This is a genomic window from Roseovarius atlanticus, assembly GCF_001441615.1.
GTDB classification, from domain to species: domain Bacteria; phylum Pseudomonadota; class Alphaproteobacteria; order Rhodobacterales; family Rhodobacteraceae; genus Roseovarius; species Roseovarius atlanticus.
This window is the reverse complement of sequence record NZ_LAXJ01000017.1, coordinates 38,014-60,581: the sequence shown is the minus strand read 5'-3', so window position 1 is coordinate 60,581 and position 22,568 is coordinate 38,014. Positions and strand designations below refer to the sequence as shown.

The 22,568-nt window shown below is 67.1% G+C and carries 21 protein-coding genes; 13 read left to right on the top strand and 8 right to left on the bottom strand.

What is annotated here, in order from left to right; translation table 11 throughout:
• Positions 1-437, bottom strand: a 437-nt coding sequence (locus XM53_RS14870; RefSeq protein WP_160321396.1) for an SDR family oxidoreductase, incomplete at its 3' end; no start/stop codon positions are given.
• Positions 434-1,219: an MBL fold metallo-hydrolase gene (locus XM53_RS14865; protein ID WP_236544520.1), complete on the bottom strand. Its 786-nt coding sequence runs from the start codon at positions 1,217-1,219 to the stop codon at positions 434-436. The genes XM53_RS14870 and XM53_RS14865, both read right to left, overlap by 4 nt.
• A gap of 171 nt (positions 1,220-1,390) precedes the next feature.
• On the opposite strand from XM53_RS14865, the gene XM53_RS14860 reads away from it, so the two are divergent.
• The 3 genes from XM53_RS14860 (at position 1,391) to XM53_RS14850 (ending at position 5,544) form a co-directional block, all read left to right on the top strand.
• Positions 1,391-2,323: an ABC transporter substrate-binding protein gene (locus XM53_RS14860; protein WP_057794682.1), complete on the top strand. Its 933-nt coding sequence runs from the start codon at positions 1,391-1,393 to the stop codon at positions 2,321-2,323.
• A 78-nt stretch (positions 2,324-2,401) separates the two neighbouring features.
• On the top strand, positions 2,402-3,484 hold the full coding sequence (locus tag XM53_RS14855) for a quaternary amine ABC transporter ATP-binding protein (RefSeq protein ID WP_057794680.1): 1,083 nt from the start codon (positions 2,402-2,404) through the stop codon (positions 3,482-3,484).
• Positions 3,481-5,544: an ABC transporter permease subunit gene (locus XM53_RS14850; protein ID WP_057794678.1), complete on the top strand. Its 2,064-nt coding sequence runs from the start codon at positions 3,481-3,483 to the stop codon at positions 5,542-5,544. The genes XM53_RS14855 and XM53_RS14850 overlap by 4 nt, the downstream gene beginning before the upstream one ends.
• Positions 5,545-5,583: 39 nt before the next feature.
• Here XM53_RS14850 and bchO read toward each other — a convergent pair whose 3' ends face one another.
• Genes bchO through crtA form a run of 4 tightly spaced genes read right to left on the bottom strand, consistent with a single transcriptional unit; the run spans position 5,584 to position 9,873 of the window.
• The gene (gene bchO, locus XM53_RS14845; RefSeq protein WP_057794676.1) at positions 5,584-6,447 is read right to left on the bottom strand and encodes an alpha/beta fold hydrolase BchO; all 864 of its coding nucleotides are present in this window, start codon (positions 6,445-6,447) and stop codon (positions 5,584-5,586) included.
• A gap of 5 nt (positions 6,448-6,452) precedes the next feature.
• The gene (locus tag XM53_RS14840) at positions 6,453-8,123 is read right to left on the bottom strand and encodes a magnesium chelatase subunit D (RefSeq protein ID WP_057794674.1); all 1,671 of its coding nucleotides are present in this window, start codon (positions 8,121-8,123) and stop codon (positions 6,453-6,455) included.
• Complete coding sequence (gene bchI, locus XM53_RS14835) at positions 8,120-9,124, bottom strand: magnesium chelatase ATPase subunit I (protein WP_057794673.1); 1,005 nt, start codon at positions 9,122-9,124, stop codon at positions 8,120-8,122. The genes XM53_RS14840 and bchI overlap by 4 nt, the downstream gene beginning before the upstream one ends.
• Entirely contained in the window at positions 9,121-9,873 is a 753-nt protein-coding gene (crtA, locus tag XM53_RS14830; RefSeq protein WP_057794671.1) for a spheroidene monooxygenase, read from the bottom strand. Before crtA ends, bchI begins: the two co-directional genes overlap by 4 nt.
• A gap of 100 nt (positions 9,874-9,973) precedes the next feature.
• Here crtA and XM53_RS14825 point away from each other — a divergent pair, with 100 nt between their 5' ends.
• The 4 genes from XM53_RS14825 to XM53_RS14810 are packed head-to-tail and all read left to right on the top strand — an operon-like array spanning position 9,974 to position 14,138.
• Positions 9,974-11,527, top strand: a complete 1,554-nt coding sequence (locus XM53_RS14825) for a phytoene desaturase (protein WP_057794669.1) — start codon at positions 9,974-9,976, stop codon at positions 11,525-11,527.
• Positions 11,524-12,582 carry a 15-cis-phytoene synthase gene (gene crtB / locus XM53_RS14820; protein ID WP_057794668.1) on the top strand — a complete coding sequence of 353 codons (1,059 nt, stop codon included), beginning with the start codon at positions 11,524-11,526 and terminating at the stop codon, positions 12,580-12,582. Before XM53_RS14825 ends, crtB begins: the two co-directional genes overlap by 4 nt.
• Entirely contained in the window at positions 12,579-13,055 is a 477-nt protein-coding gene (gene tspO / locus XM53_RS14815; RefSeq protein WP_057794666.1) for a tryptophan-rich sensory protein TspO, read from the top strand. The genes crtB and tspO overlap by 4 nt, the downstream gene beginning before the upstream one ends.
• A 51-nt stretch (positions 13,056-13,106) precedes the next feature.
• Positions 13,107-14,138, top strand: coding sequence for a sodium:calcium antiporter (locus XM53_RS14810; protein WP_057794664.1), 1,032 nt, complete (start codon positions 13,107-13,109; stop codon positions 14,136-14,138).
• Between the two features lie 57 nt (positions 14,139-14,195).
• On the opposite strand, the gene crtC is transcribed toward XM53_RS14810, so the two are convergent.
• Together crtC and crtD are read right to left on the bottom strand one after the other, a co-directional pair.
• Entirely contained in the window at positions 14,196-15,074 is an 879-nt protein-coding gene (gene crtC, locus XM53_RS14805; RefSeq protein ID WP_082631040.1) for a carotenoid 1,2-hydratase, read from the bottom strand.
• Complete coding sequence (gene crtD, locus XM53_RS14800; RefSeq protein ID WP_057794660.1) at positions 15,071-16,618, bottom strand: 1-hydroxycarotenoid 3,4-desaturase CrtD; 1,548 nt, start codon at positions 16,616-16,618, stop codon at positions 15,071-15,073. Before crtD ends, crtC begins: the two co-directional genes overlap by 4 nt.
• A gap of 97 nt (positions 16,619-16,715) precedes the next feature.
• On the opposite strand from crtD, the gene XM53_RS14795 reads away from it, so the two are divergent.
• From XM53_RS14795 to bchY, 6 genes are all read left to right on the top strand, one after another.
• On the top strand, positions 16,716-17,585 hold the full coding sequence (locus XM53_RS14795; RefSeq protein ID WP_057794658.1) for a polyprenyl synthetase family protein: 870 nt from the start codon (positions 16,716-16,718) through the stop codon (positions 17,583-17,585).
• A 27-nt stretch (positions 17,586-17,612) separates the two neighbouring features.
• Positions 17,613-18,722, top strand: a complete 1,110-nt coding sequence (locus XM53_RS14790; RefSeq protein ID WP_328586681.1) for a methyltransferase — start codon at positions 17,613-17,615, stop codon at positions 18,720-18,722.
• A gap of 146 nt (positions 18,723-18,868) precedes the next feature.
• Complete coding sequence (gene bchC / locus XM53_RS14785; protein WP_057794654.1) at positions 18,869-19,810, top strand: chlorophyll synthesis pathway protein BchC; 942 nt, start codon at positions 18,869-18,871, stop codon at positions 19,808-19,810.
• Positions 19,807-20,811, top strand: a complete 1,005-nt coding sequence (locus tag XM53_RS14780; protein ID WP_057794652.1) for a chlorophyllide a reductase iron protein subunit X — start codon at positions 19,807-19,809, stop codon at positions 20,809-20,811. Before bchC ends, XM53_RS14780 begins: the two co-directional genes overlap by 4 nt.
• Positions 20,798-20,932, top strand: a complete 135-nt coding sequence (locus XM53_RS23945; RefSeq protein ID WP_268873929.1) for a hypothetical protein — start codon at positions 20,798-20,800, stop codon at positions 20,930-20,932. Before XM53_RS14780 ends, XM53_RS23945 begins: the two co-directional genes overlap by 14 nt.
• The gene (gene bchY, locus XM53_RS14775; protein WP_057794650.1) at positions 20,929-22,491 is read left to right on the top strand and encodes a chlorophyllide a reductase subunit Y; all 1,563 of its coding nucleotides are present in this window, start codon (positions 20,929-20,931) and stop codon (positions 22,489-22,491) included. The genes XM53_RS23945 and bchY overlap by 4 nt, the downstream gene beginning before the upstream one ends.
• Positions 22,492-22,568: the final 77 nt, after the last annotated feature.

Here is a 22,568-nt window from a genome sequence, read left to right as displayed (position 1 = left end):
ACCGCCGAGGATGCGGCGGTGGAGGCGATGTTGACGATCCGGCCCCAGCCCGACGCCATCATGTCGGGCAAAAGCGCGTGGATTATGAGGAAGGTGCCGGTGAGGTTTGTCTCGATCACGTCGTCCCAGGCGTCGAGATCGTGGTCGGAGACCGTCTGGTGCCGGGTGACGCCGGCGGCGTTCACCAATATCTGCGGTGTGCCGAACTGGTTTTTCACGGATGTGCAGAAGGCCGTGACCGAGCCGCGCTGGCGCACGTCGAGCGGGGCGACGAAGACGTGCGCACCGACGGTGTCGCGGGCCATGTCCTGAAGCGATGTGTCGTCACCGCGGCGGGCACCGATGGCGACGGTGTGCCCGGCCTGGTGCAGCAGGCGGGCGGTGGCGAGGCCGATGCCCGCCAGCCCGCCGGTGATGATGGCCGTGCGTTTGGTCAATGCGGTCTGCTCCTTGCGATCATGTCGGCAAGCCATGCGTCGGCATCGCCCAGACGGCGGCCACCGTCGCGGTATTCGTCGAGGATTTCAATCATCTTGTCCCGGCCGAAGGATTTGAAGTGGCCAGCGTGGACGGTGGAGACATCGAGCTCGCGCAGGCGGGCGTGGGACTCGGCCAGCTTTTCGGGGTCGGAATGGTCCATGTCGTCGATGAGGTCGCCGTCATACACAACGTCGCCGCTGAAAAGGAGGCCGGTTGCGGACTCGTGGAGCGCGATGGAGCCGGGGCTGTGGCCGGGCAGGTGGAAGACGGTGAAGACGCGGTTGCCAAGGTCGAGCACGTCGCCTTCATCCAGCAGCGCAGAAAGAGGCGCGGGTTTCACGGTGTAGTGCTCATGCGAGAAGCCCTCGTAGGGCAGGGCGGTGAAGGTTTCGGCCCGGACAAAGCCCGCGTCGGCGTAGGTGTTGGCGGGCGTGGGGTTGGCGATGATGTCGGATTCGGCCAAATGGCCACAGCGGTGGTCGAATTCGTGCAGGCCGCCGGAATGGTCGAAATGCGTATGGGTGACGATGGCGCTGAGCGGGCGTTCGGTCAGCTGCGCCAGCTCGCGCGTCATGGGGCGCAGGCCCATGCCGGTGTCGATCACCAGGTCGCGGTCGCGTCCTTTGATATGCCAGATATTGCAGCGCAACCAGGGGGCGACATGCGGCTCCCATATCAGGGTGACGCCATCGCCCATATCCTTGGTCTGAAACCATTTTTCGGCAACTTTCAACGGCACGGCACACTCCCTTCCCTGTTGCTCATGAAACCGGCAGCCGCGCCGCGGACGCCTGATTTGAGCCTGATTTTTATTAACTCATTGGTCAACAAACATTTCTGCTTGGGTCCACGGTGCGGACGTCGCATGATGGCGGCCATGATCTGCATCAATAAAAACAGGGAGAGAACGATGAAGATGAATTCTGTCTTGTGGGCGGCGAGCCTGTCGCTGGCCGGGGCCGGGATGGCGCAGGCCGAGACGGTGCGCATTCCGATCAACGAATGGACCGGGCAGCATATCTCGGCGCATATCACCGGCACGCTGCTGGAAAAGGCCGGGCACGATGTGGAATACGTGACCGCCGGTGCGGTGCCGCAATTCGCCGCCATCGCCAATGGCGATCTGCACCTGCAACCCGAAGTCTGGACCAACAACGTGGGCGACATCTATCCCAAGGCGGTTGAGTCGGGCGACATCACCGTTGTGGGGCAGCTGGGCCTGCAGCCGCAGGAAGGCTGGATCTATCCGCCCTACATGGCGGAAAAATGCCCCGGCTTGCCGGATTACCAGGCGCTTTACGATTGCGCGCAGGCGTTTGCCGCCGCCGACACCTTTCCCAAGGGCCGCCTGATCACCTATCCCGCCGACTGGGGCACCCGGTCGAAGGACGTGGTGGCGATGATCGACATGCCGTTCGAGCCGGTCGCGGGCGGATCTGAAGGCGCGATGATCGCCGAGCTGAAATCGGCCACGGCGACGCAGGACCCGATCCTGATGATGTTCTGGCAGCCGCACTGGCTGTTTGCCGACATGGAGATGGAGTGGGTCGCGTGGGACCCTGCCGACGGTGAATGTGTCGAGGAAGAAGGCCAGGAGCGGGGCAAGGCCTGCGGCTTCCAGCAGGCCTCGATCGACAAGATCATCAATGCCGAGTTTGCCGAGGCGAACCCGAGTGTGGCTGCCGTGTTCGAGCAGATCTCGATCGACAACGAGGTGCAGAACGCGCTGATGCTGGAGATCGACCAGAAGGGTCGTGACCTGGAAGAGGTCGTGGCCGAGTGGATCGACGCCAATGAAGAGACCTGGGGGCCCTGGGTCGAGGCCGGCAGGGCCGCGCAGTAAGGTGCGCATGGACGCATTGGAAAGGCCGGGGGTTCTGACGCCCGGCCTTTTCGCTTTCCCAAGGGGGACAGGGGCAGCATGAACGATCGAGCACAGGACGATGGCTCTGGGGGGGACCAGCCAAGGCTGTCCTGCCGCCACATCTGGAAGGTCTACGGCAAGAAACCGGAGCAGTATTTTCCGGACGGGGCACCTGCGGTGGAGACGCCGGCGCTGGCCGAGCGCATCCGCGAGGACGGGGCCATTCCGGCGGCCGCGGATGTCAGTTTTGACGTCGCCGTGGGCGAGATTTTCGTGATCATGGGGCTGTCGGGCTCGGGCAAGTCGACGGTGGTGCGCTGCCTGTCGCGGCTGGTGGAGCCGACGCATGGCGAGATCCTGCTGGACGGCGAGGATCTGCGCGCGAAGTCAGACAAGCAGATGATCGAGGTGCGCCGCCACCAGATCGGCATGGTGTTCCAGAATTTCGGCCTGATGCCGCATCTGAGCGTGTGGGAAAACGTCGCCTTTCCGCTGAGCCTGCAGGGCGCGGCGCAGGACCACACCCGGGAACGTGTGGGCAAGGTGATCGAACTGGTGGGGCTGGAAGGGCGCGAGAAAAGCTATCCGCACCAGTTGTCGGGCGGGCAGCAGCAACGGGTGGGCATCGCCCGGTCGCTGGCCGTGGACCCGGACCTGTGGCTGCTGGACGAGCCGTTTTCGGCGCTGGACCCGCTGATCAGGCGGCAGATGCAGGACGAGTTCCTGCGGATTCAGAACGACTTGCACAAGTCGATCGTGTTCATCACGCATGATTTCCTGGAGGCGCTGCGCGTTGCCGACCGGATGATGATCATGCGCGGGGGCCGTGTGGTGCAAACTGGCACGCCGGCGCAGCTGATCACCAATCCGGCGGACGATTATGTGGCCGAGTTCACCAATGATGTGCCCATGGTGCGCGTGCTGCGGGCCTATGAGGTGACGGACCCCGAGGCCGGGTCCGCCGAGGGCCGCGAGCGGGTGGCAGGCGACGTGTCGGTTGAGGCGCTTTTGCCGATGCTGTCGGCGCATCCCGAGGGGCTGGCGGTGGAGCAGGGCGGCACGGTGACGGCCGTGGTGACGGCGCAAAGCGTGGTCCGGGCGCTGGCGCGATTGTCCGAACAGGAGGAAGCCCCGGCATGAGCGGGGACCGCACGCACTGGGCGTGGTTCGCGCTGATCGGCCTGACGCTGGTGGCGCTGGGCTTTCGTGACCGGCTGGGCTGGCTGATGGAGTTCCCCGAGGCGTGGGAATGGCCGATGACCGAATGGCTGAATACCGGCATGGACTGGGTGGTGGAGACCGCCGGCCCCGCGTTCCGGGCGTTTTCGGACGTGATGGATTACCCGATGTCGTGGGTGCGGGGCCTGCTGCACTGGATGCCCTGGGCGCTGACGGTGGGCCTTTTGGTTATCGCCTCCTTCGCGGTGTCGGGCTGGAAGCTGGCCGTGTTCACGTTTCTGGCGATGTTCTACATGGTCGTGATCGGATACTGGTACGAGTCCATGAATTCGCTGGCGCTGGTCATGGTGTCGGTGCCGCTGGCGGTGGCGATCGGGTTCTGCGTGGGGACCTGGGCGTTCTATTCGGACCGGGCCGAGCGAGTGATCACGCCGACGATGGACACGTTGCAGACGATCCCGGTCTTTGCCTACCTCTTGCCGATCCTGCTGCTGTTCGGTTTCGGGCCGGTGGTGGGGCTGATCGCCTCGGTCCTTTATGCCGTGCCGCCGATGGTGCGGAACACGACTCTGGGGCTGGTCCGAATCGACGAAGAGGTGATCGAGGCGGGCATGATGGCGGGGGCCACGGCGGGCCAAATGTTCTGGCGTGTGCGGGTGCCGAGCGCGTTGCGCCAGATCCTGCTGGGGGTGAACCAGACGATGCTAGCGGCCTTTTCGATGATCATCATCGCGTCGATCATCGGCGGCACGTCCGATATCGGCTGGGAGGTGCTGACCCATATCCGCAAGGCCAACGTGGCCGAGGCGATACTGGCGGGCGTGGTGATCGCGCTGATGGCGATGGTGATGGACCGGATCACCGCGCGGGCCGCGATGGGGCGGTCGCCGGACGGGGGCGAGGACGAGAGTTTCGTGACGCGCTATCGCTACTGGATCGTGGCGGCGGTGTTCGCGGCTGTCATGCTGGTGTTGGCGCGGGTGTTCCCGGTCTTGCAGGACTATCCGCGGGCCTGGGAAGTCTATCCGGCGGATGCGATGAACGACGCGTTCAACTGGTTGCTGGTGGAATATGCGGGCGCGATCAAGGCCATCAAGACGACGGCGCTGTTCTACCTGATGCTGCCGGTCAAGATGGGGCTGGAGCAGACGATCAGCCCGTTTTCCTGGGGGTTCGAGTTCACCCAGCCGATGAAGATCGGCTACGCGGTGGCGATGGCGGCGCTGGCCGGGTGGCTGTTGCTGCGGCGCCGGGTGCGGGGGGCCATTGGTGTCGCGCTTCTGGCGATCCTGCTGTATTTCGGGATCACGGGCCTGCCGTGGCTGTCCATCGCCGGGGTGATGGTTTTGCTGGCGTGGCAAGCGGGCGGGCGGCGCCTGGCGGTGGGCACCAGCGTTGGGCTGGCCTTCCTGATGCTGGCGGGGGTCTGGCCCGAGGCAACGATTTCGTTCTACCTGTGCGGGCTGGCGGTGGCGCTGTCGTTCCTGATCGGCACGACCCTGGGGGTGATCGCGTCGGAGAACGACGCGGTGTCGGCCTTTCTGCGCCCCATCAGCGATACGTTGCAGACGATGCCGCTGTTCGTGATCCTGATCCCGTTCGTGATGTTCTTCAAGCTGGGGGATTTCACCGCGCTGCTGGCGATCATGGCCTATGCCATCGTGCCCGCGATCCGCTATGCCGAACACGGGTTGCGCGGCGTCAACGCAGAGGTGATCGAGGCGGCCAGCGCCTGTGGCGCGACCCGGTGGCAGATGCTGTGGCGGGTGCGGTTGCCGCTGGCGTTGCCGCAGCTGCTGCTGGGGCTGAACCAGACGATCATGTTCGGGGTAGCGATGCTGGTCATAACGGCGCTGGTGGGCACCAGCGATCTGGGGCAGGAGATCTATATCGGTCTCAACAACGGGGATTTCGGTGTGGGCATGATCGCCGGGATCGGGATGGCGACGCTGGCGATGATCGCGGACCGGATGACTCGGGGGTACAGCCGGAAAGGGCAGAAGGCCCTGGGGCAGGGGTGAGTGGCCAAAAGCTTTTAGAATGCTTTTGGCAAATCTTTTCTAAAAAGATTTGCCGCGCAGCCAATCCAGCATGATGTCGCAAAGTCGGTCGGGGTCTTCCTCGTGGGCGAGGTGGCCGAGGCCTTTCAGACGGATGCGCTCGGCATGGGGCAAGAGGGCGGCGGCGCGGTCCGAGACCTCGGGCGCGACGGCGGTGTCGCGGTCGCCGGTGATCAGAAGAACCGGGCTTTGGATTTCGGGCAGGTGGTCGAGCAGGGCGTCGGTGCTCCAACGGGACATCATCTGAAGCGTGCCGTCCACATGGGCACGGTCGGCGAGCAGGCGGCTGTAATACGCAAGCCCCTCTTCGGAGAGCGTGGAGCCGGTGGCGCGGATCACGTTGCGGGCGCGGCCCGGGCGCGCGCCGCCTGCCGAGAAGGCGATGGCGGTGAGCGGGTTCAGCGCAAGCAGCTTGGCCAGCATCGGGAAAAGCCAGCCCGCCATTCCCTCGAACCGGTCAAGGGCGGCGTTGAGGCCGATCACGGCGGGGGTGCCGGGCAGGCGGGAGGCCAGGTCAAGCGCCACGGCGGCGCCGGCGGAATGGCCGATGAGGGCCTGGGGCTGCCAGTTCTGATCGGCGCACAGAGCCGCGATATCCTCGGCGGTGGTGGCGAGGCCGAGGCGCGAAACGCTGCCCGCGCGGGTGAAGCCGTGGCCGGGCAGGTCGAGGGCGATGACGTGGTGGTTTTCAGACAGGCGGGGGATGAGGTCGCGCCAGGTATGCGTGCTGGCGCCTGCGCCGTGCAGCAAGAGGAGCGTGGGGCCGGTGCCCCATTCCTGCACATGCCAGTCATGCGGGCGGTGGCGGACGCGGCGGGACGCGTCGGCATGGGGCCAGTCGGGCTGGTCGCGGGCCCAGTCCATGGGCCTTACGCCTCGAGCGCCGAGGTGACGGCGGTGCTTATGCCCTGTGCGTCGGCGCGGGGCAGGGCGAGATAGCGCGCGCCCAGGGCGGCGGCGATGGTGCGGGCCGCGTCGTTGGGGCGGTTCGAGGTGTCGACGAGGACGCCGGAGAGGCCCTGCTGGCGCAGACTGGCGGCGATGCGGGTGGCGTCGTCGTTCGCGGTGGCGCGGTCCGGCTCACCGGAGAGGGGAATGTTGGCGCGGCCGTCGGTCAGCAGCACCAGCATGGGTGTGAGACCGCGACCCCGGGCCAGTTGACCGAGGTCACCCGCCGCCATCAGGCCCGAGGCGAGGGGTGTGCCGCCGCCGCCGGGCAGGGAGGCGAGGCGTCGTTTGGCCTGCACCAGCGAACGGGTGGGCGGCAGAAGCGTTTCCGTGCCCGTGCCGCGAAAGGCCAACAGGGCGACCTGATCGCGGCGGGCATAGGCCTGCGCCAGCATGAGTTCGACGGCGCCCTTGGCCTCGGCCAGCCGGGCGACGGCGGCGGAGCCGGAGGCGTCGACGGTGAAGATGAGAAGGCGATCGGAGCGGTCCTCGAACCGCTTGATGCGGATGTCCGAGGGCAGGATCACCAACGCGCGGTCGGCGTTGCGGCCGGTGCGGCGCAGGGTCTGCCAGGGGGCGGCGGCTCGCAAGGTCGCGATGGGGTCGATCCGGGATTGGGCCGAGGGGCGGCCCGGGCGCGAGGGCAGCGGACGGCCCCGGCGGTTGCCGCGGCGGCGATCGCCCGCGCCGCTGCCCGCCGCATTGGCGGGGCGGGTGGATTTGGCGGCGAGGCGGTCGAGGATGTCGGTCGGAAGGAGCGCGGCGATGGCGGAGACGAGGATGTCGTCGGGCAGGTCGGTGAGGGACTGCTCGCCGTTTTCGTCCGCGTTGTCGGACTGGTCCGGTTCAGGCGCGTCGGGTGGCGTTTCGTCCTCGGCCTCGGCGGGCATCATGGTGGCACGGGAGGGGTAGACGAGTTCGGCGGCTTCCTGAAGGTGATCCTGGGTCACGGCCGGTTCGGCGTCGAGCGCGGCGAGGGCGCGGGCGGCGCGCAGGGCGAGGCTGGGCGCGCGCAGGCTGTGGATGCCGAAGCGGGCGGCGAGGGTAACGAGCAGGGGCAGGGCGTCGTCGGGCAGTGAGACGCGGGGCAGCCGTTTGCGGGCGGCGTCAAGGTCAGCGGCGGCGGGCAGGCGGACGGGGGTGGCGGCCTCGGGCGGCTCGATATGGAAGGCGAGGCGGTCGAGTAGGGCTTGCGGCGCGCCTTCGTCCGCGCTGGCGGCCTCGTCGAGCAGGATGAGGGCGTGGCCACGATCCGCGTCGAGCAGTTGGGCGAGGCGGGCAGCAAGGCCGGAGGGCGTGCGCTCGGCCATTGTGAGGGTGAGAGTGGAGGGCTGCTCGGCGAGGCCCGCGTCGCGGACGGGGCGCCCCTCGGCCAGCGAAGCGGCGATGTTGAGGCCGCCGAAGAGCTGGTCGTCGGTGATGGCGGGATGGATGCGGCGCTGGGGCCCGGACAGCTTGCGCAGGGCGGTCTCGAACGCCTGCCGGGCGGGGCCCATGCGGGCGCGGAACGTCAGGCCCTTGAGGCCGCCGGGATCGACCGCGAGCGCCGCGAGGGCGCGTTGGGTGCGGGCGGTGTCGGCGCCGGTTGTCATCCGAAGGTTTCGGCGACGGTGCGGGTGACGCGGGTGGTTGAGCCGGCCTCGTCCAGCGGGTCGCGGCGCAGGCGGTGGCTGAGCGCCAGGGGCGCCACGGTGGCGAGGTGGTCGCGGGTGATCGCGGCGTCGCCTTCATAGGCGGCGAGGGCGCGGGCGGCGCGGAGCAGGGTCAGCTCGCCGCGCAGACCGTCGGCGCCGAGAGCCACGGCGAGGGTCGCGCAGTCGCGCAGGATGGCGTCGGTCGCCTCGAGTTTGCGGAGTGCGGCGCGTCCGGCGAGGATGGCGTCGCGGATCTTGGCATCCTCGGGTTGCCATTTGGCTATGAAGCCTTCGCGGTCCATGTCGAAGGCGTCGCGGCGGCGGACGACCTCGATCCGCTCGTCGATATCGGTGGGGGAGGCGACCTCGACCGAGAGACCGAAACGGTCGAGCAACTGCGGGCGCAGCTCGCCCTCTTCGGGGTTGCCGGAGCCGACCAGAACGAAGCGGGCGGGGTGGCGGATGGAGAGGCCTTCACGCTCGACCGCGTTGACGCCGGACTGGGCGACGTCGAGCAGGAGGTCGACGATGTGGTCCTCGAGCAGGTTGACCTCGTCGATATAGAGATAACCGCGATTGGCGCGGGCCAGAAGGCCCGGCTCGAACGCCTTTTCGCCCTTGGTGAGCGCGCGTTCGATGTCGAGCGCGCCGGTGACGCGGTCTTCGGTCACGCCCAGGGGCAGGTCGACGACGGGGGTGGGACGTTCCACCAGGTCGGTGTCGGGCACGGTGGCCCAGTCAGGGCAGTCTTCGGGGCGCTCGGAATTGACCGGGCAGTCCTTGACGGCGGTGATCGGCGGCAAGAGGGCCGCGAGGGCGCGGACGGCGGTGGACTTGCCTGTGCCGCGGTCGCCGAAGACCAGCACGCCGCCCAAGCCCGGGTCGATGGCCGTCAGGATCAGCGCCTGTTTCATTGTGTCCTGTCCGACGATGGCGGAGAACGGAAAGGCGAGGCTCATGCGCCGACCCCCAGGTGCTGAAGTGGTTTGGCGCCCTGCCACGTGCCGCGGTCGGCTATGATGTTGAAGCGGGCGTAGAGTTCTTCGCGGAACCAGTTGCCGTCGCGGACGGCCCTGATGGCGCGGGCGTGGGGGCCGTCGTGGCGGGCGAAAGCGGCCATGCCCGCGGTGTCGGGCCAGACCGAGAAGGTGACCTGGTGCAACAGCGGCACCTCTCCGATGCCGATCTTGAAGGCGACGTTGGGATCGGCGCCGATGACGGTGCTGATGTCGGGCACGTGGCGCCAGAACCTGAGCGCCACAAGCGGCTTGATCGTGGCGCGGGTGAGCGCGGCGACCGGGCCGGCGCCGGGCGCTTCGGCAGGGTCGAACGGGGCCACGCCGGACCATGCGCCGCGCACGGAGGTGGTTTGCATGAAGAGCGTATAGCATTCGATGGCGCGGCGGGCGTAGCGGCGGAAGATCGGCGCCTCGGCGGTCTGGCGCTGCGCGGTGGCAAGGTCGGGCCAGGTGGCGAGAATGGCATAGACGCCGGTGTTGGGTTTCGGCGTGAAGCCTTCGCCGGTGCCCGAGCCGCACAGCTTCCAGAAGCCGATGCCGGGGACGCGGGCCAGCGCGGGGCGGGCGAGGCCCATCATGGTGAAGGCCCAGAGCCGTGAGAGGCCCGGTGCGAAACGGAAAAAGCTGAGGCTGACGATTTGGATGACCCTGTCCCCCTTCGGCCAGTGCGTGCGTGTCGGCAGTCCCATTCATGCCAACCGCGACGTCCGGTTGTCCAGCGCGTTCCGGTTCATAAAAGAACTTCACTCGGCGATTGTCAACTTAACTTGACACATGTAGTCTGGCTGTATGTTGACACGCCTGGATCCCGCGCTTCGTGAACAGTCCGATAGGGCCCGGCGGCCCCATGCGATCGTGATCGGCGCCGGGCTGGGCGGCCTTGCCTCGGCCATGCGGCTGGGGGCGAAAGGCTATCGCGTGACGGTGCTGGACCGGCTGGAAAGCCCCGGCGGGCGCGGGTCGAGCCTGTGGCGCGACGGGCACCGGTTCGATCTGGGGCCGACCATCGTGACGGTGCCGCAGGTGTTCGAGGATCTGTGGGCGGCCTGCGGGCGGCGGTTTCGGGACGACGTGGATCTGCGTCCGATGGACCCGTTTTATGAGATTCGCTGGCCTGACGGCAGCAAATTTACCGCGCGGCAGGATACCGACGCGATGCGGGCCGAGGTGGCGCGGCTGAGCCCCGGCGACGCGCAAGGCTACGAGCGGTTTCTGAAGGACAGCGAACGGCGCTATGCCTTCGGGTTCGAGGACCTGGGGCGGAGGTCGATGCACCGGTTCCTGGACCTGGTGAAGGTCTTGCCGACCTTCGGGATGATGCGCGCGGATCGGTCGGTCTATGCCCACGCGGCGAAGCGGTTCAGGGACGAACGGCTGCGCATGGCGTTTTCGTTCCATCCGCTGTTCATCGGCGGCGATCCGTTCAACGTGACGTCGATGTATATCCTCGTGAGCCACCTGGAAAAGGCATTCGGTGTGCATTACGCCATGGGCGGGGTCGACGCGATCGCGCGCGCCATGGCGAATGTCGTGGCCGATCAGGGCGGTCTGGTGCGGCAGGGCGCGGAGGTGGATGAGATCGTGGTGCGCGACGGGCGTGCGGCGGGGGTGCGCTTGACCGGCGGCGAGGTGGTCGAAGCGGATGTGGTCGTGTCGAACGCCGATGCCGGGCACACCTATGACACCCTGATGCGCAACGTGAAGAAGCGGCGCTGGACCGGGCCGAAGCTGAAGCGGTCGCGGTGGTCGATGGGGCTGTTCGTCTGGTATTTCGGCACGAAGGGTACGCGCGGGAAATGGGCCGATGCGGGGCACCATACGATTCTGAACGGTCCGCGCTACAAGGGGCTGGTCGAGGATATCTTTCTGAAGGGCAAGCTGGCCGAGGACATGAGCCTTTACGTGCACCGGCCCACGGTGACCGATCCGAGTGCCGCGCCGGAGGGGGATGACACGTTCTATGCGCTCAGTCCCGTGCCGCATCTGGGGTTCGACGACCCGGTGGACTGGAGCGCGATGGCCGAGACCTATCGCCGGAAGGTGCAGGCGGTGCTGGAAGAGCAGTTGCTGCCGGGGCTTGGGAAGCATCTGACCGCGTCGGAAGTGTTCACGCCCGAGACGTTTCGGGACAGGTACCTGAGCCCGCATGGATCGGGCTTTTCGCTGGAGCCGCGGATCTTTCAGAGCGCGTGGTTCCGGCCGCATAACGTGAGCGAGGAAGTGGCCGGCCTCTATCTTGTGGGGGCGGGCACGCATCCCGGTGCGGGGCTGCCGGGCGTGGTGTCGAGCGCCGAGGTGCTGGGCAAGCTGGTGCCGGATGCCGACGAGGTGCGGGTGAGATGAGACTGACACGCACCGAAGCCGCCGACATGGCGCATTGCCGCGAGGCGATCCGGGACGGATCGCGGTCTTTCCATGCGGCCTCGAAATTGTTGCCGCGGCGTGTCCGCGACCCGGCGCTGGCGCTCTACGCGTTTTGCCGGCTGGCGGACGATTCGGTGGATCTGCATTCCGAAAAGGCCGAGGCGGTGGCGCGGCTGCACGAGCGGCTGGACCTGGCCTATCGCGGGGTGCCGCGGAACGCCCCTGCGGACCGGGCCTTTGCCGCTATGGTGGCGCGGTTCGACATGCCGCGCGAATTGCCCGAGGCGCTGCTGGAAGGTCTGGCCTGGGACGCGGAAGGCCGGCGTTATGACAGCCTGTCGGAGTTGCGGGCCTATTCGGCACGCGTGGCCTCGGCCGTGGGCGCGATGATGTGCGTGCTGATGGAGATGCGCGAGGCCGACGGGCTGGCGCGGGCCTGCGACCTTGGTGTGGCGATGCAGCTGACGAATATTGCCCGCGACGTGGGCGAGGATGCCCGCGAGGGTCGGCTTTACCTGCCGCGCGACTGGATGGAGGACGAGGGGCTGGACGAGGCGGCGTTTCTGGCCAGCCCGCAAATGTCGCCCGCCTTGCACCGGGTTATTGCAAGGCTCTTGCGCGAGGCCGACGGGCTTTATGCCCGGTCCGAGGCGGGGGTGGCGACGCTGCCTGTGAGTGCGCGGCCGGGGATCTTTGCTGCGCGGTACATCTATGCCGGGATCGGGCGGCAATTGCGGCGGTTGGGACATGACTCGATCACGCATCGGGCGCGCACGACCGGCGCGCAGAAGCTGGGCTGGCTGATGCTGGCAAGCCTGCGGGCGGGCGGCACGATGATGATGCCGCGCTCGGCCGTACTGCACGCGCGGCCCTTGCCCGAGGTGGCCTATCTGGTTGAGGCGGCGGCAGAGCGACCGGCCCCGGGGCGCGACTGGAGCGAGGCGCTGTGTTCGACGATGGCGGCGCTGAAGGCACGGGACCGGGACGATCCGGCCTTGCCGGTCTCGGGGAGGCACGCTAGATCGAGATCATGATCTGGCTTTGCTTTGCAATCTTTCTTGCGGCCTGCTTTGCGGCAGGTGCGACGGGGGCGCTGTTCCCGCCGGGCAAGTGGTACGAGGACCTGAACAAACCGACATGGACGCCGCCGAATTGGCTGTTTCCGGTGGCGTGGACGACGCTGTACCTGCTGATGGCGGGGGCGGGCGCGCGGGTGGCGGTGAGCCCCGACAACTCGGTGGCGATGGCGCTTTGGGCGTTGCAGATCGCGCTGAACGGGTTGTGGACACCGGTTTTCTTTGGCCTGCGCCGGATCCGGCTGGGTCTGGTTGTGCTGGTGGGCCTGTGGATCGCGGTGTTCTGGGGCATGATCGAGCTGTGGCAGGTGGATTGGTTGGCTGGGCTGATGTTCGTGCCCTATCTGGCCTGGGTCAGCGTGGCGGGCGCGCTGAACCTGTCGGTGATGCGGCTCAATCCCGAGGTCGTGCGGGCCGAGGCGCGGCGCTGAATTTTCCATGTGGCAACGGAACTTGCCGCAAAGCTGCGCGGTTGAGGCGTCATGCTGTCTGATCTTTCCCTGACCGCCAATCTGATCGTCTTTGGCGTTGCGGCGCTGGTCATTCTGGTGGCGGGCACGAAGATGACGGGCATGGCCGACCGGATCGCGGACCGCACCGGATTGGGCGAGGCGGTCACGGGCGGGCTGTTGCTGGGCGCGGCGACGTCTTTGTCGGGCACTGTGGTGTCTATAACATCGGCGCTGGACGGGCGCGCAAGCCTGGCGTTTTCCAACGGGGTTGGCGGGATCGCGGCGCAGACGGCGTTTCTGGCGCTGGCGGACCTGATCTATCGCCGCGCGAACCTGGAACATGCCGCGGCGGACGTGGCCAACCTGTTTCAAAGCACCTTGCTGATGCTGATGATGGTGGTGCCGCTGGCGGCCTTCGTCATGCCCGAGATGGCGTTCTGGTCGGTGCATCCGGCCTCGGTCGTGCTGGTGGGCATCTACCTTTTCGGCGCCTATGCCAGTGTCGGGGTGCGGCAAAGTCCGATGTGGCGAGCGGTGGACACGCAGGAGACGCGGGACGACCAGCCTGAAGACGAAGAAGATGCCAAGAAAAGTGCGATGGCTCTGGTGGTGCCGTTCCTCGGGCTGATGCTGCTGCTGGGTCTGGCGGGCTATGCGATCGCGCGTTCGGCGGGGGCGCTGACCGAGCAGTTGGGTCTGTCCTCGGCGTTGGTAGGGGCGTTGATGACGGCGGTGGTGACCTCGCTGCCGGAGCTGGTGACGACGCTGGCCGCCGTGCGGCGCGGGGCGTTGCAGCTGGCTGTAGGCGGAATCATCGGGGGTAATACGTTCGACGTGCTGTTCCTGACGCTGTCGGACATCAGCTATCGCGACGGGTCGCTGTATCACGCCATCGGCACGGGGGATCTCTTTTGGGTGGTCGTGGGGCTGGCGATGACGGCGGTGTTGTTGATCGGGCTGATCCTGCGCGAAAGGTCCGGCCCTGCAAACATGGGCTGGGAGAGCCTGACGATGCTGGGGATCTACGGCGGGGCCGTGGGGTTCCAGGCGTGGAGCGGTTAGCGGTGGCGATTTCTTGAAAAGAAATCGGACCGAAATCTTTTCAAGATTTCGACTGCGTCAGGTGTCGGGGAAGCTCCAGCGCGCCCTGCGTGGCACGCGGACGGCCAGCATGGGTTTCAGGAAGGGTGAGCGGAACCGCTTGAGGTCGAGCGCTTCGTGTACGCCGGTGGTTTCCTCGCCGTCGATCACGCTGCGCACGGCGGCGCGGGCGTAAAAGGGCGCGTCGAGCATGGGCTGCACTTGGGTCGGGGTATGTCCCGGGTCCGCGCGGCCTTCGCGAAAGAGGCCCCAGGCGGTGCGCTTCATGCGGGTTTTCGGCGGGGGCGTTATGGTTTGCGCGTTCCCTTGGTCATCGAAGCGAATGCCGAGGCCGAGTTCCGAGCCGTCAAGACGGGTGGCGTCGTAGAAGCAGATGCTGCCCGTCCCCGTGGGAAAGCGGCCCCAGGTCCAGTAGGTGAAATCCTGTTCCAGCGCCCGCGTGCCGAAATTGGCGTCGAAATAGCCATGGCCATTCCATTGCCAGCCCGGCGCGTCCAGATCCACGCTGATCCGCGCGGTGGGGGCGAAGGGACGCCAGACATGGGCGCCGTCGGGTGTGAGCGGCAGTTCCACGTTTGTCATCGCCGAGGGCGTGATCGTGACACGGCCCCGGACGCGGGAGATCATCGGCGGGGCGCCGATCTCGTTGATGTCGATCACAAGTTGGCCGTTCTTCCAGTGCAGTGACGATGGGCCGACGGTGAAGCTGTCCGTGGACTGGCGCAGGGCGCTGGTGCCGCGATCGGTCATGGTGAAACGCCCGCCGGGGCCGTAGGTGGCGACGTTGATGCAGACGTGGTTGTCCGGGTTGCGCCGCCCGGACCAGGCGTACCAAGGCGAAAAGACCGAGCCGATGAAGGCGATGATCGAGATGGCGCGGCCGCCGCCATCCTTCAGGCCGTCGACATACCACCATGCGTAGCCGTTGGGCGGGACGGCGAGGTCGAAATTGGGTCCGTCAGTATCGCCTCGGCCGTATGCCGCCCGGAGAGGGCCGCCATCGGCACGCCCGCCCCCGGATGCACCCCGCCGCCCGCCAGGTAGAGGCCCCTGACCCGCGTCCGGGCCGTCGGGCGCTGGAAGGCCGCCATCGTGCCATGCGGGCTTTGCCCGTAGAGGGATCCGCTGCTCTCGGGAAACAGATGGTCGAAGCCCGAGGGCGTGGTCAGCGCGTCCGGTCCCGGCAGCGGCCCGACGTCGAGGCCGAAACGGGCCAGCGTCTGGAAGGTGCGTGTCTGACATGCGGTGAACTCCTCTGGGCCGGCGTGGCCTTGCAGGGGTGGGGCGTTGGCGATGATTTCGAAGCGTTCGAGTGTGGGCGGTGTCGCGGGCAGACCGCGATCCATGGCGCAGACATAGAGCGTGGGATCGGGGATGCGGCGGCCTTGCATCAATGCGTCGAATTCCGGCTTGGGATCGGCGCGGAAGAAGACGTTGTGATGGGCCAGATCCGGCCCCGATGCCTTGGCGGCGAAGGCCCAGACCTCGGCGGAAAGGCTGCGAGGGATTTCGGTGGTTTGGGGGGCCACATGGTCGAGGCCGGGGCCGAGCGCGCCGGTGGCCAGCGCGCGCGGGTCGCCGTTGAAGACGACCGCGTCGGCGGGCAGATGGCTGCCGTCTGTCAGGGTCACGCCCACAGCGCGGCCACGCTCTGTGACGATACGGGCGACATGGGTGTCGTAGTGGATAGTGGCCCCGGATTGGGTGATCGCGTCGGCCAGTGCCTGCGCCAGCCGGTGCATACCGCCCTCGACCACCCAGACGCCAGAGATCTCGGCCTGCCAGATCAGCGCCAGAAGCGCGGGCACGTGGTAGGGCGAGCCGCCGACATAGGTGGCGTAGCGGCCGAACAGCTGCTTGAGGCGCGGATCGCTGAAGCTGGAGTCCAAAAGCTGCGCGAGGGTCTTGTTCGGGGCCATCTGGCGGATCAGGTGCGGGTGGCGCAAGACGTGCGAGGTGAGCGCCGCGAGCGTCGGCTCGGCAGACTGCATCACGGGTGCGTCGAAGCCTTCGAACAGGGCGCGGGCGCGGTCGGAGAATGCGCGCATCTGCCGGCCCGCGCGGGTGCCGGCGAAGGCGGTCACCGCCTTGATGTTGGCATCGGGATCGTCGAAGAGATCGAGCGTGCTGCCGTCGGGCCAGAAATGGCGGGCAAGCAGGTGCTGGCGATGCAGCGTGACGTGATCGGTCAGCCGCGTGCCGAGGGCTGCGAACAGATCCTCGAACACCGGGCGCATGGTCAGGACGGTGGGGCCGGCATCGACCGGGCCAGCGGCGGAGGGCAAGGTGCGCATCTTGCCGCCGGGGTGGCCATGGCGCTCCAGAACGGTGACACGCAAGCCAGCGCCCGCGAGGCGCGCGGCGGTGGCCAGCCCGCCGATCCCCGCGCCGATGATGACGACGTGAGGTGCATTCGAGCCCGGATCGGTGGACGGTGTCATGTCAGGGATTGTTGACTCGAAACCGCAAAGTGTCCAGTATAGTTTACACATTGCATGTCTCCATATGGTGACATTTGCCCTGACCAAGGAGCGCCACATGCCCCTATCGCAGCGAATCGATGCCGCCGTTCTGCGCGCGCTTGACACGACGCAAGGACGGGAGGCGCCGGCGCAATTGAGCGAGGCGCTGGGCTATGCCTGCCTGCCGGGCGGGGCGCGCATTCGGCCGACGATCCTGATGTCCGTGGCGATGGCCTGTGGCGACGACCGGCCTGCGCTGAGCGATGCGGCGGCGGCGGCGCTGGAGGTGATCCACTGCGCGAGCCTGGTGCATGACGATCTGCCCTGTTTCGACGATGCCGAGCTGCGGCGCGGCAAGCCGTCAGTACACAAGGCCTATTCGCAACCCTTGGCGGTGCTGACAGGCGACAGCCTGATCATCCTGGCATTCGATATTCTGGCACGGGCCGCCGATGAAGACCCGGCGCGGGGCCTGCGCCTGATCCGCGCGCTGGCGACGCGCACGGGGATGCCCGGCGGCATCTGCGCGGGGCAGGGCTGGGAAAGTGAGCGGGAGGTGGACCTTGCGGCCTATCACCGCTCGAAGACCGCGGCGCTGTTCATCGCGGCCACGGAAATGGGCGCGATTTCGGCGGGGCACGATGCCGAGCCCTGGGTCGACCTTGGGGCGCTGATCGGCGAGGCATTCCAGGTGGCGGACGATCTGCGCGACGCGGTGCTGGACGAAAAGACATTGGGCAAGCCGGTGGGGCAGGACGACCTGCACGGGCGGCCCAACGCGGTGGCGGAATATGGTGTCGAAGGCGCCGTGGCGCGGCTCAAGGATATCCTGGCGGGGGCGATTGCCTCGATCCCGTCCTGCCCGGGCGAGGCGGCGTTGGCCGAGATGGTGCGCCTGCAGGCGCAGGCGATCATGCCGAAGATGCCCGCCCGTTACCGGGTCTAGGCCGGTATGGCGGTGCAGGAGCCCCAGGTGCGTCGCCGCGCCGGGCTGACGGGGTGGATCAACCGGCAGATCGCAAAGCCGGGCTTTCAGAATTTCGCCAGCGCCTTGCCGTTCGGACGGGGCATGGCCCGGCGCGATGGGGCCGAGATTTTTGATCTCTTGCAGGGTTTCGTGGCATCGCAGGTGCTGGGCGCGCTCGTCGAGACGGGGATTTTGCGTGCGCTCTTGGACGGACCGCGCAGCGCCGAGGCGCTCGGGTTTCGGCACGATGTGCCTGCCGACCGGATGGATCAGCTTCTGCGTGCAGGCGCGGCGCTGGGACTGTTGAAGCAGCGGCGCGACGGGGCCTATGCGCTGGCCCGGAAGGGGGCTGCGATCCTGGGCGTGCCGGGGTTGGATAACATGATCCGGCACAATGCCGAGTTTTATGCCGACATGGCCGATCCCATGGCGTTGTTGCGCGGCGAGCGCGACACACGTCTGGCGCGGTTCTGGCCGTATGTGTTCGGAGTTGAGGGCGAGGTCGCGCCGGAGGTGGCGGACAGGTATTCGACCCTGATGGCGGAGAGTCAGGTGCTGGTCGCCCGTGACACGCTGAAGATGCTGCCCATCAAGGGCGCGCAGACGGTGATGGACGTCGGGGGCGGATCGGGCGTGTTCCTGTCCGAGGTTTTGCGGCGGAACAGGGCCGCGCGTGGGATCCTGTTCGATTTGCCCGAGGTGATGCCGCAGGCCGAAAGCCGGTTGACGCAGCTGGGCCTGCGAGAGCGGATCGAGATGCGCGGCGGCAGTTTCCGCGATGGTCCCTTGCCCGAGGGGGCGGACACGATCTGTTTGATCCGTGTGCTGTACGATCATGCGGACGACACCGTGTCCGACCTGCTGCGCAAGGTGTTCGTAGCCTTGCCGTTGGGCGGGCGATTGATCGTGTCCGAGCCGATGTCGGGCGGCGACGTGCCCGAACGGGCGGGCGACGTCTATTTCGCGTTCTACACGATGGCGATGGGCACCGGGCGCGTGCGGTCGCAGGCGCGGATTGCGGAAATGTGCAGGGGGGCTGGATTCGAAAACTTGGTCATGCCGAGGCCGATCCGACCCTTCATCACCACCGCGTTGTCTTGCCGCAAGCCCGGCTGAGCCGCGCAAAGCGGTGTCAGGCAGGCGATTCGCTGTAAAGTGTAAAGTTTAGTTGACACAAATTGCTGTCCGAATAGACTGACATATAACCGGATCGCGCCCTGCGTCGGCGCGACTCACACAATAACCGGGGGGAGTTCAGACAGTTGGAGACGCAAGCCGTATTCCTGAATGGTCCGAAAGACCTGCACCTGGACACGCTGCCGCTCAAGCAGCCGGGCCCTGCGGATATCGTCGTGGATATTGCCCATTCCGGGATCTCGACCGGCACGGAAAAACTGTTTTGGACCGGTGAGATGCCGCCTTTCCCCGGCTCGGGTTACCCGCTGGTGCCGGGCTACGAGGCCGCGGGCGAGGTGGTCGAGGCCGGGCCGGACAGCGGCTTCAGAACAGGCGAGACCGTGTTCGTGCCGGGGGCGGATTGCTTCGACGGTGCGTTCGGGCTGTTCGGCGGCGCGGCGAGCCGTCTGGTGACCCCGGGTCAGAGAGTGACAAGAATCGATTCGACGCTGGGCGCCGAGGGTGCGCTGCTGGCGCTGGCCGCCACCGCGCGGCACGCGATGGCCGGATTGGACAAGCGCGTGCCCGAGCTGATCGTCGGGCATGGTGTTCTGGGCCGGCTACTGGCGCGGCTGACGATTGCCGCCGGAGCGCCCGCACCCGTGGTCTGGGAAACCGACCCGGCGCGGCGCGGCGGCGCGGACGGCTACGAGGTGATCGCGCCCGACGCCGACGCGCGCCGCGATTACCGCGCGATTTACGATGCCTCGGGCAATGCCGGCATTCTGAACGACCTGATCGGACGGCTGACCAAGGGCGGCGAGATCGTGCTGGCGGGGTTCTATCCAAACGGCCTGAGCTTTGCCTTTCCGCCCGCCTTCATGCGCGAGGCGCGGTTGCGCATCGCCGCGGAATGGGCGCGCGAGGACCTGGCCGCCGTGGGCGCGCTGCTGGACAGCGGCGCGCTGAGCCTGGGTGGGCTGATCACTCATACTGCACCGGCCCAGCAGGCCGAGGTCGCGTACAGGACGGCCTTTGAAGAGGCGTCGTGCCTGAAAATGATACTCAACTGGAAGGACGCAGCGTGAAAGACGACATCCCCAATCTGAAGGATTTCGACAAACGCCTGCGGGACGAGGCCGGCGAGGAGCCGAGCCTGGAAGTGCCACAGGGCGAGCCCACCAGCAAGACGCAGATCATCGCGATCTATGGCAAGGGGGGGATCGGCAAGTCGTTCACCCTGGCCAACCTGAGCCACATGATGGCCGAACAGGGCAAGCGCGTGCTGCTGATCGGGTGCGACCCGAAATCGGATACGACCAGCCTGCTGTTCGGCGGCAAGGCGTGCCCGACGATCATCGAGACCTCGACCAAGAAGAACCTGGCCGGTGAGCAGGTGAAGATCGGCGACGTTTGCTTCAAGCGGGGCGGCGTCTTTGCCATGGAGCTGGGCGGGCCGGAAGTGGGCCGTGGCTGTGGCGGGCGAGGCATCATCCACGGGTTCGAACTGCTGGAGAAGCTGGGCTTCCATGACTGGGACTTTGACTATGTCCTGCTGGATTTTCTGGGCGACGTGGTGTGCGGCGGCTTCGGCCTGCCGATTGCCCGCGACATGGCGCAGAAGGTGATTTTGGTCGCGTCGAACGATCTGCAGTCGCTTTATGTGGCCAACAACGTGTGCTCGGCGGTGGAGTATTTCCGCAAGCTGGGCGGCAACGTCGGCGTCGCGGGGCTAGTGGTCAACAAGGACGACCATTCGGGCGAGGCGCAGGCCTTTGCCAAGGCGGTGGATATCCCCGTGCTGGCGGCGATCCCGCAGGATGACGACCTGCGCAAGAAATCCGCGAATTACCAGATCGTCGGCACCGAAAAGAGCCAATGGGGCAGCCTGTTTGCCGGTCTGGCCGAGGCTGTGTCGCTGGCCCCGCCGGTGCGTCCCGCGCCGCTGGACCAGGACGGGTTGCTGGGGCTGTTCGACGAGTCCGAGACGGGCGGCAGCGTCACGCTGGAGCCTGCGACGGACGAGGACATGCGCGGCAAGAACGCTGCGCCGAAGGCAAGCCTGGAGGTGGTCTATGACGACGCCTGACCCCACCCGGGCACAGCAGTTGATCCGGACCTGCCGGATGGTCGCCGAGGCGCGGCCCGAGCAGATTGCCCGGTTGTTGAAGGATATCGCGGCCCAAGGCGGGTCGGAAAGGGCTCTATGAGCGATGAAGTCACATATGACGATGCCGGCAAGGCCGAGGTCATCCAAGGCAAGGCGCGTGAGGATGCGCCGGAGCTGACGGGCGATCCGGGACTGGGCTGTCATTCCGGCAACGAGATGGAAAAGGCCGCGCGCATGGCCGGGCAGAGCGATCTGCTGGACCAATATGCGCGCGACTATCCGCAAGGACCGCACGACAAGCCGCAAAGCATGTGTCCCGCTTTCGGCAGCTTGCGTGTGGGCCTGCGGATGAAACGCGTGGCGACCGTGCTGAGCGGATCGGCCTGCTGTGTCTACGGGCTGACCTTCGTGAGCCATTTCTACGGAGCGAGGCGGTCGGTGGGCTATGTGCCGTTCAATTCCGAGACGCTGGTCACGGGCAAGCTCTTCGAGGATATCCGGGATTCTGTGCATGAGCTGGCCGACGCGGACCGGTTCGATGCGGTCGTGGTGACGAACCTGTGCGTGCCGACGGCGAGCGGCGTGCCGCTGCGGCTGTTGCCGAAGGAAATCAATGGCGTGCGGATCGTGGGGATCGACGTGCCGGGGTTCGGCATTCCGACGCACGCCGAGGCGAAGGACGTGCTGGCCGGCGCGATGCTGAACTACGCCCGCAAGGAAATCGAGGCCGGGCCCGTCGCCGCCCCTGAGGGGGGCGTCTCCGACAGGCCGACCGTGACCCTGCTGGGCGAGATGTTCCCGGCCGACCCGGTGATGATCGGTCAGATGCTGGCGCCCATGGGGCTGGCCGCGGGGCCGGTCGTGCCGTGCCGCGAGTGGCGGGAGCTTTATGCCGCGCTGGATTGCGGTGCGGTGGCGGCGATCCATCCGTTCTATACCGCCGCCGTGCGGGAATTCGAAGCCGCCGGGCGGCCTGTTGTGGGGTCTGCGCCGGTGGGACGAGACGGGACGGCGGCGTGGCTGAGTGCCATTGGCGATGCGTTTGGTGTGCCTGCCGACAAGGTGGCGCAGGCGCAGAACGCGTTCCTGCCGGCGATCGAGGCGGCTTTGGGCGCCAAGAAGATCGATGGGACGATTACGCTGTCCGGCTATGAAGGCAGTGAGTTGCTGGTCGCGCGCCTGCTGATCGAGAGCGGGGCCAATGTGCCTTACGTGGGCACGGCCTGTGCCAAGAGCCCGTGGTCGGCAGACGACGCGGCCTGGCTGGAGGCCAAAGGCACCAAGGTGCAGTACCGCGCGTCGCTGGAAGACGATTGCGCGGCGATGGAAGCCATCAGGCCCGACCTGGCCATCGGCACGACGCCGGTGGTGCAGAAGGCCAAGGAACTGGGCGTTCCGGGCCTGTATTTCACCAACCTGATTTCCGCGCGGCCCCTGATGGGACCTGCCGGAGCCGGAAGCCTGGCGGAGGTTGTCAACGCGGCCATCGCCAACAAAGGGCGGATGGACTGGATGCGCGAGTTCTTCGAAGGCGTGGGCACGGGCGATACCGCAGGGGTCTGGGAAGGCCAGCCCAACGTGCGCGAGGATTTCCGGGCGACAAACCAGAAGAAGCTCGAGAAACAAGCGCGGGCCAGAAAAGCGCAGGAGATGATATGACGGCGAAATATGGACATATTTCGCCGCGCGCGGGAAAGCGGTTGGCAGCGCCAACTGCGGCCGCGCCCCGTGGATCA

What these genes read in the sequence shown, in the direction of transcription:
- XM53_RS14860 (WP_057794682.1), top strand. Translation starts at nt 1,391, where the DNA reads ATGAAGATGAATTCTGTCTTGTGGGCGGCGAGCCTGTCGCTGGCCGGG.
- XM53_RS14855 (WP_057794680.1), top strand. Translation starts at nt 2,402, where the DNA reads ATGAACGATCGAGCACAGGACGATGGCTCTGGGGGGGACCAGCCAAGG.
- XM53_RS14850 (WP_057794678.1), top strand. Translation starts at nt 3,481, where the DNA reads ATGAGCGGGGACCGCACGCACTGGGCGTGGTTCGCGCTGATCGGCCTG.
- bchO (WP_057794676.1), bottom strand. Translation starts at nt 6,447, where the DNA reads ATGGACTGGGCCCGCGACCAGCCCGACTGGCCCCATGCCGACGCGTCC.
- XM53_RS14840 (WP_057794674.1), bottom strand. Translation starts at nt 8,123, where the DNA reads ATGACAACCGGCGCCGACACCGCCCGCACCCAACGCGCCCTCGCGGCG.
- bchI (WP_057794673.1), bottom strand. Translation starts at nt 9,124, where the DNA reads ATGAGCCTCGCCTTTCCGTTCTCCGCCATCGTCGGACAGGACACAATG.
- crtA (WP_057794671.1), bottom strand. Translation starts at nt 9,873, where the DNA reads ATGGGACTGCCGACACGCACGCACTGGCCGAAGGGGGACAGGGTCATC.
- XM53_RS14825 (WP_057794669.1), top strand. Translation starts at nt 9,974, where the DNA reads ATGTTGACACGCCTGGATCCCGCGCTTCGTGAACAGTCCGATAGGGCC.
- crtB (WP_057794668.1), top strand. Translation starts at nt 11,524, where the DNA reads ATGAGACTGACACGCACCGAAGCCGCCGACATGGCGCATTGCCGCGAG.
- tspO (WP_057794666.1), top strand. Translation starts at nt 12,579, where the DNA reads ATGATCTGGCTTTGCTTTGCAATCTTTCTTGCGGCCTGCTTTGCGGCA.
- XM53_RS14810 (WP_057794664.1), top strand. Translation starts at nt 13,107, where the DNA reads ATGCTGTCTGATCTTTCCCTGACCGCCAATCTGATCGTCTTTGGCGTT.
- crtD (WP_057794660.1), bottom strand. Translation starts at nt 16,618, where the DNA reads ATGACACCGTCCACCGATCCGGGCTCGAATGCACCTCACGTCGTCATC.
- XM53_RS14795 (WP_057794658.1), top strand. Translation starts at nt 16,716, where the DNA reads ATGCCCCTATCGCAGCGAATCGATGCCGCCGTTCTGCGCGCGCTTGAC.
- XM53_RS23945 (WP_268873929.1), top strand. Translation starts at nt 20,798, where the DNA reads ATGACGACGCCTGACCCCACCCGGGCACAGCAGTTGATCCGGACCTGC.
- bchY (WP_057794650.1), top strand. Translation starts at nt 20,929, where the DNA reads ATGAGCGATGAAGTCACATATGACGATGCCGGCAAGGCCGAGGTCATC.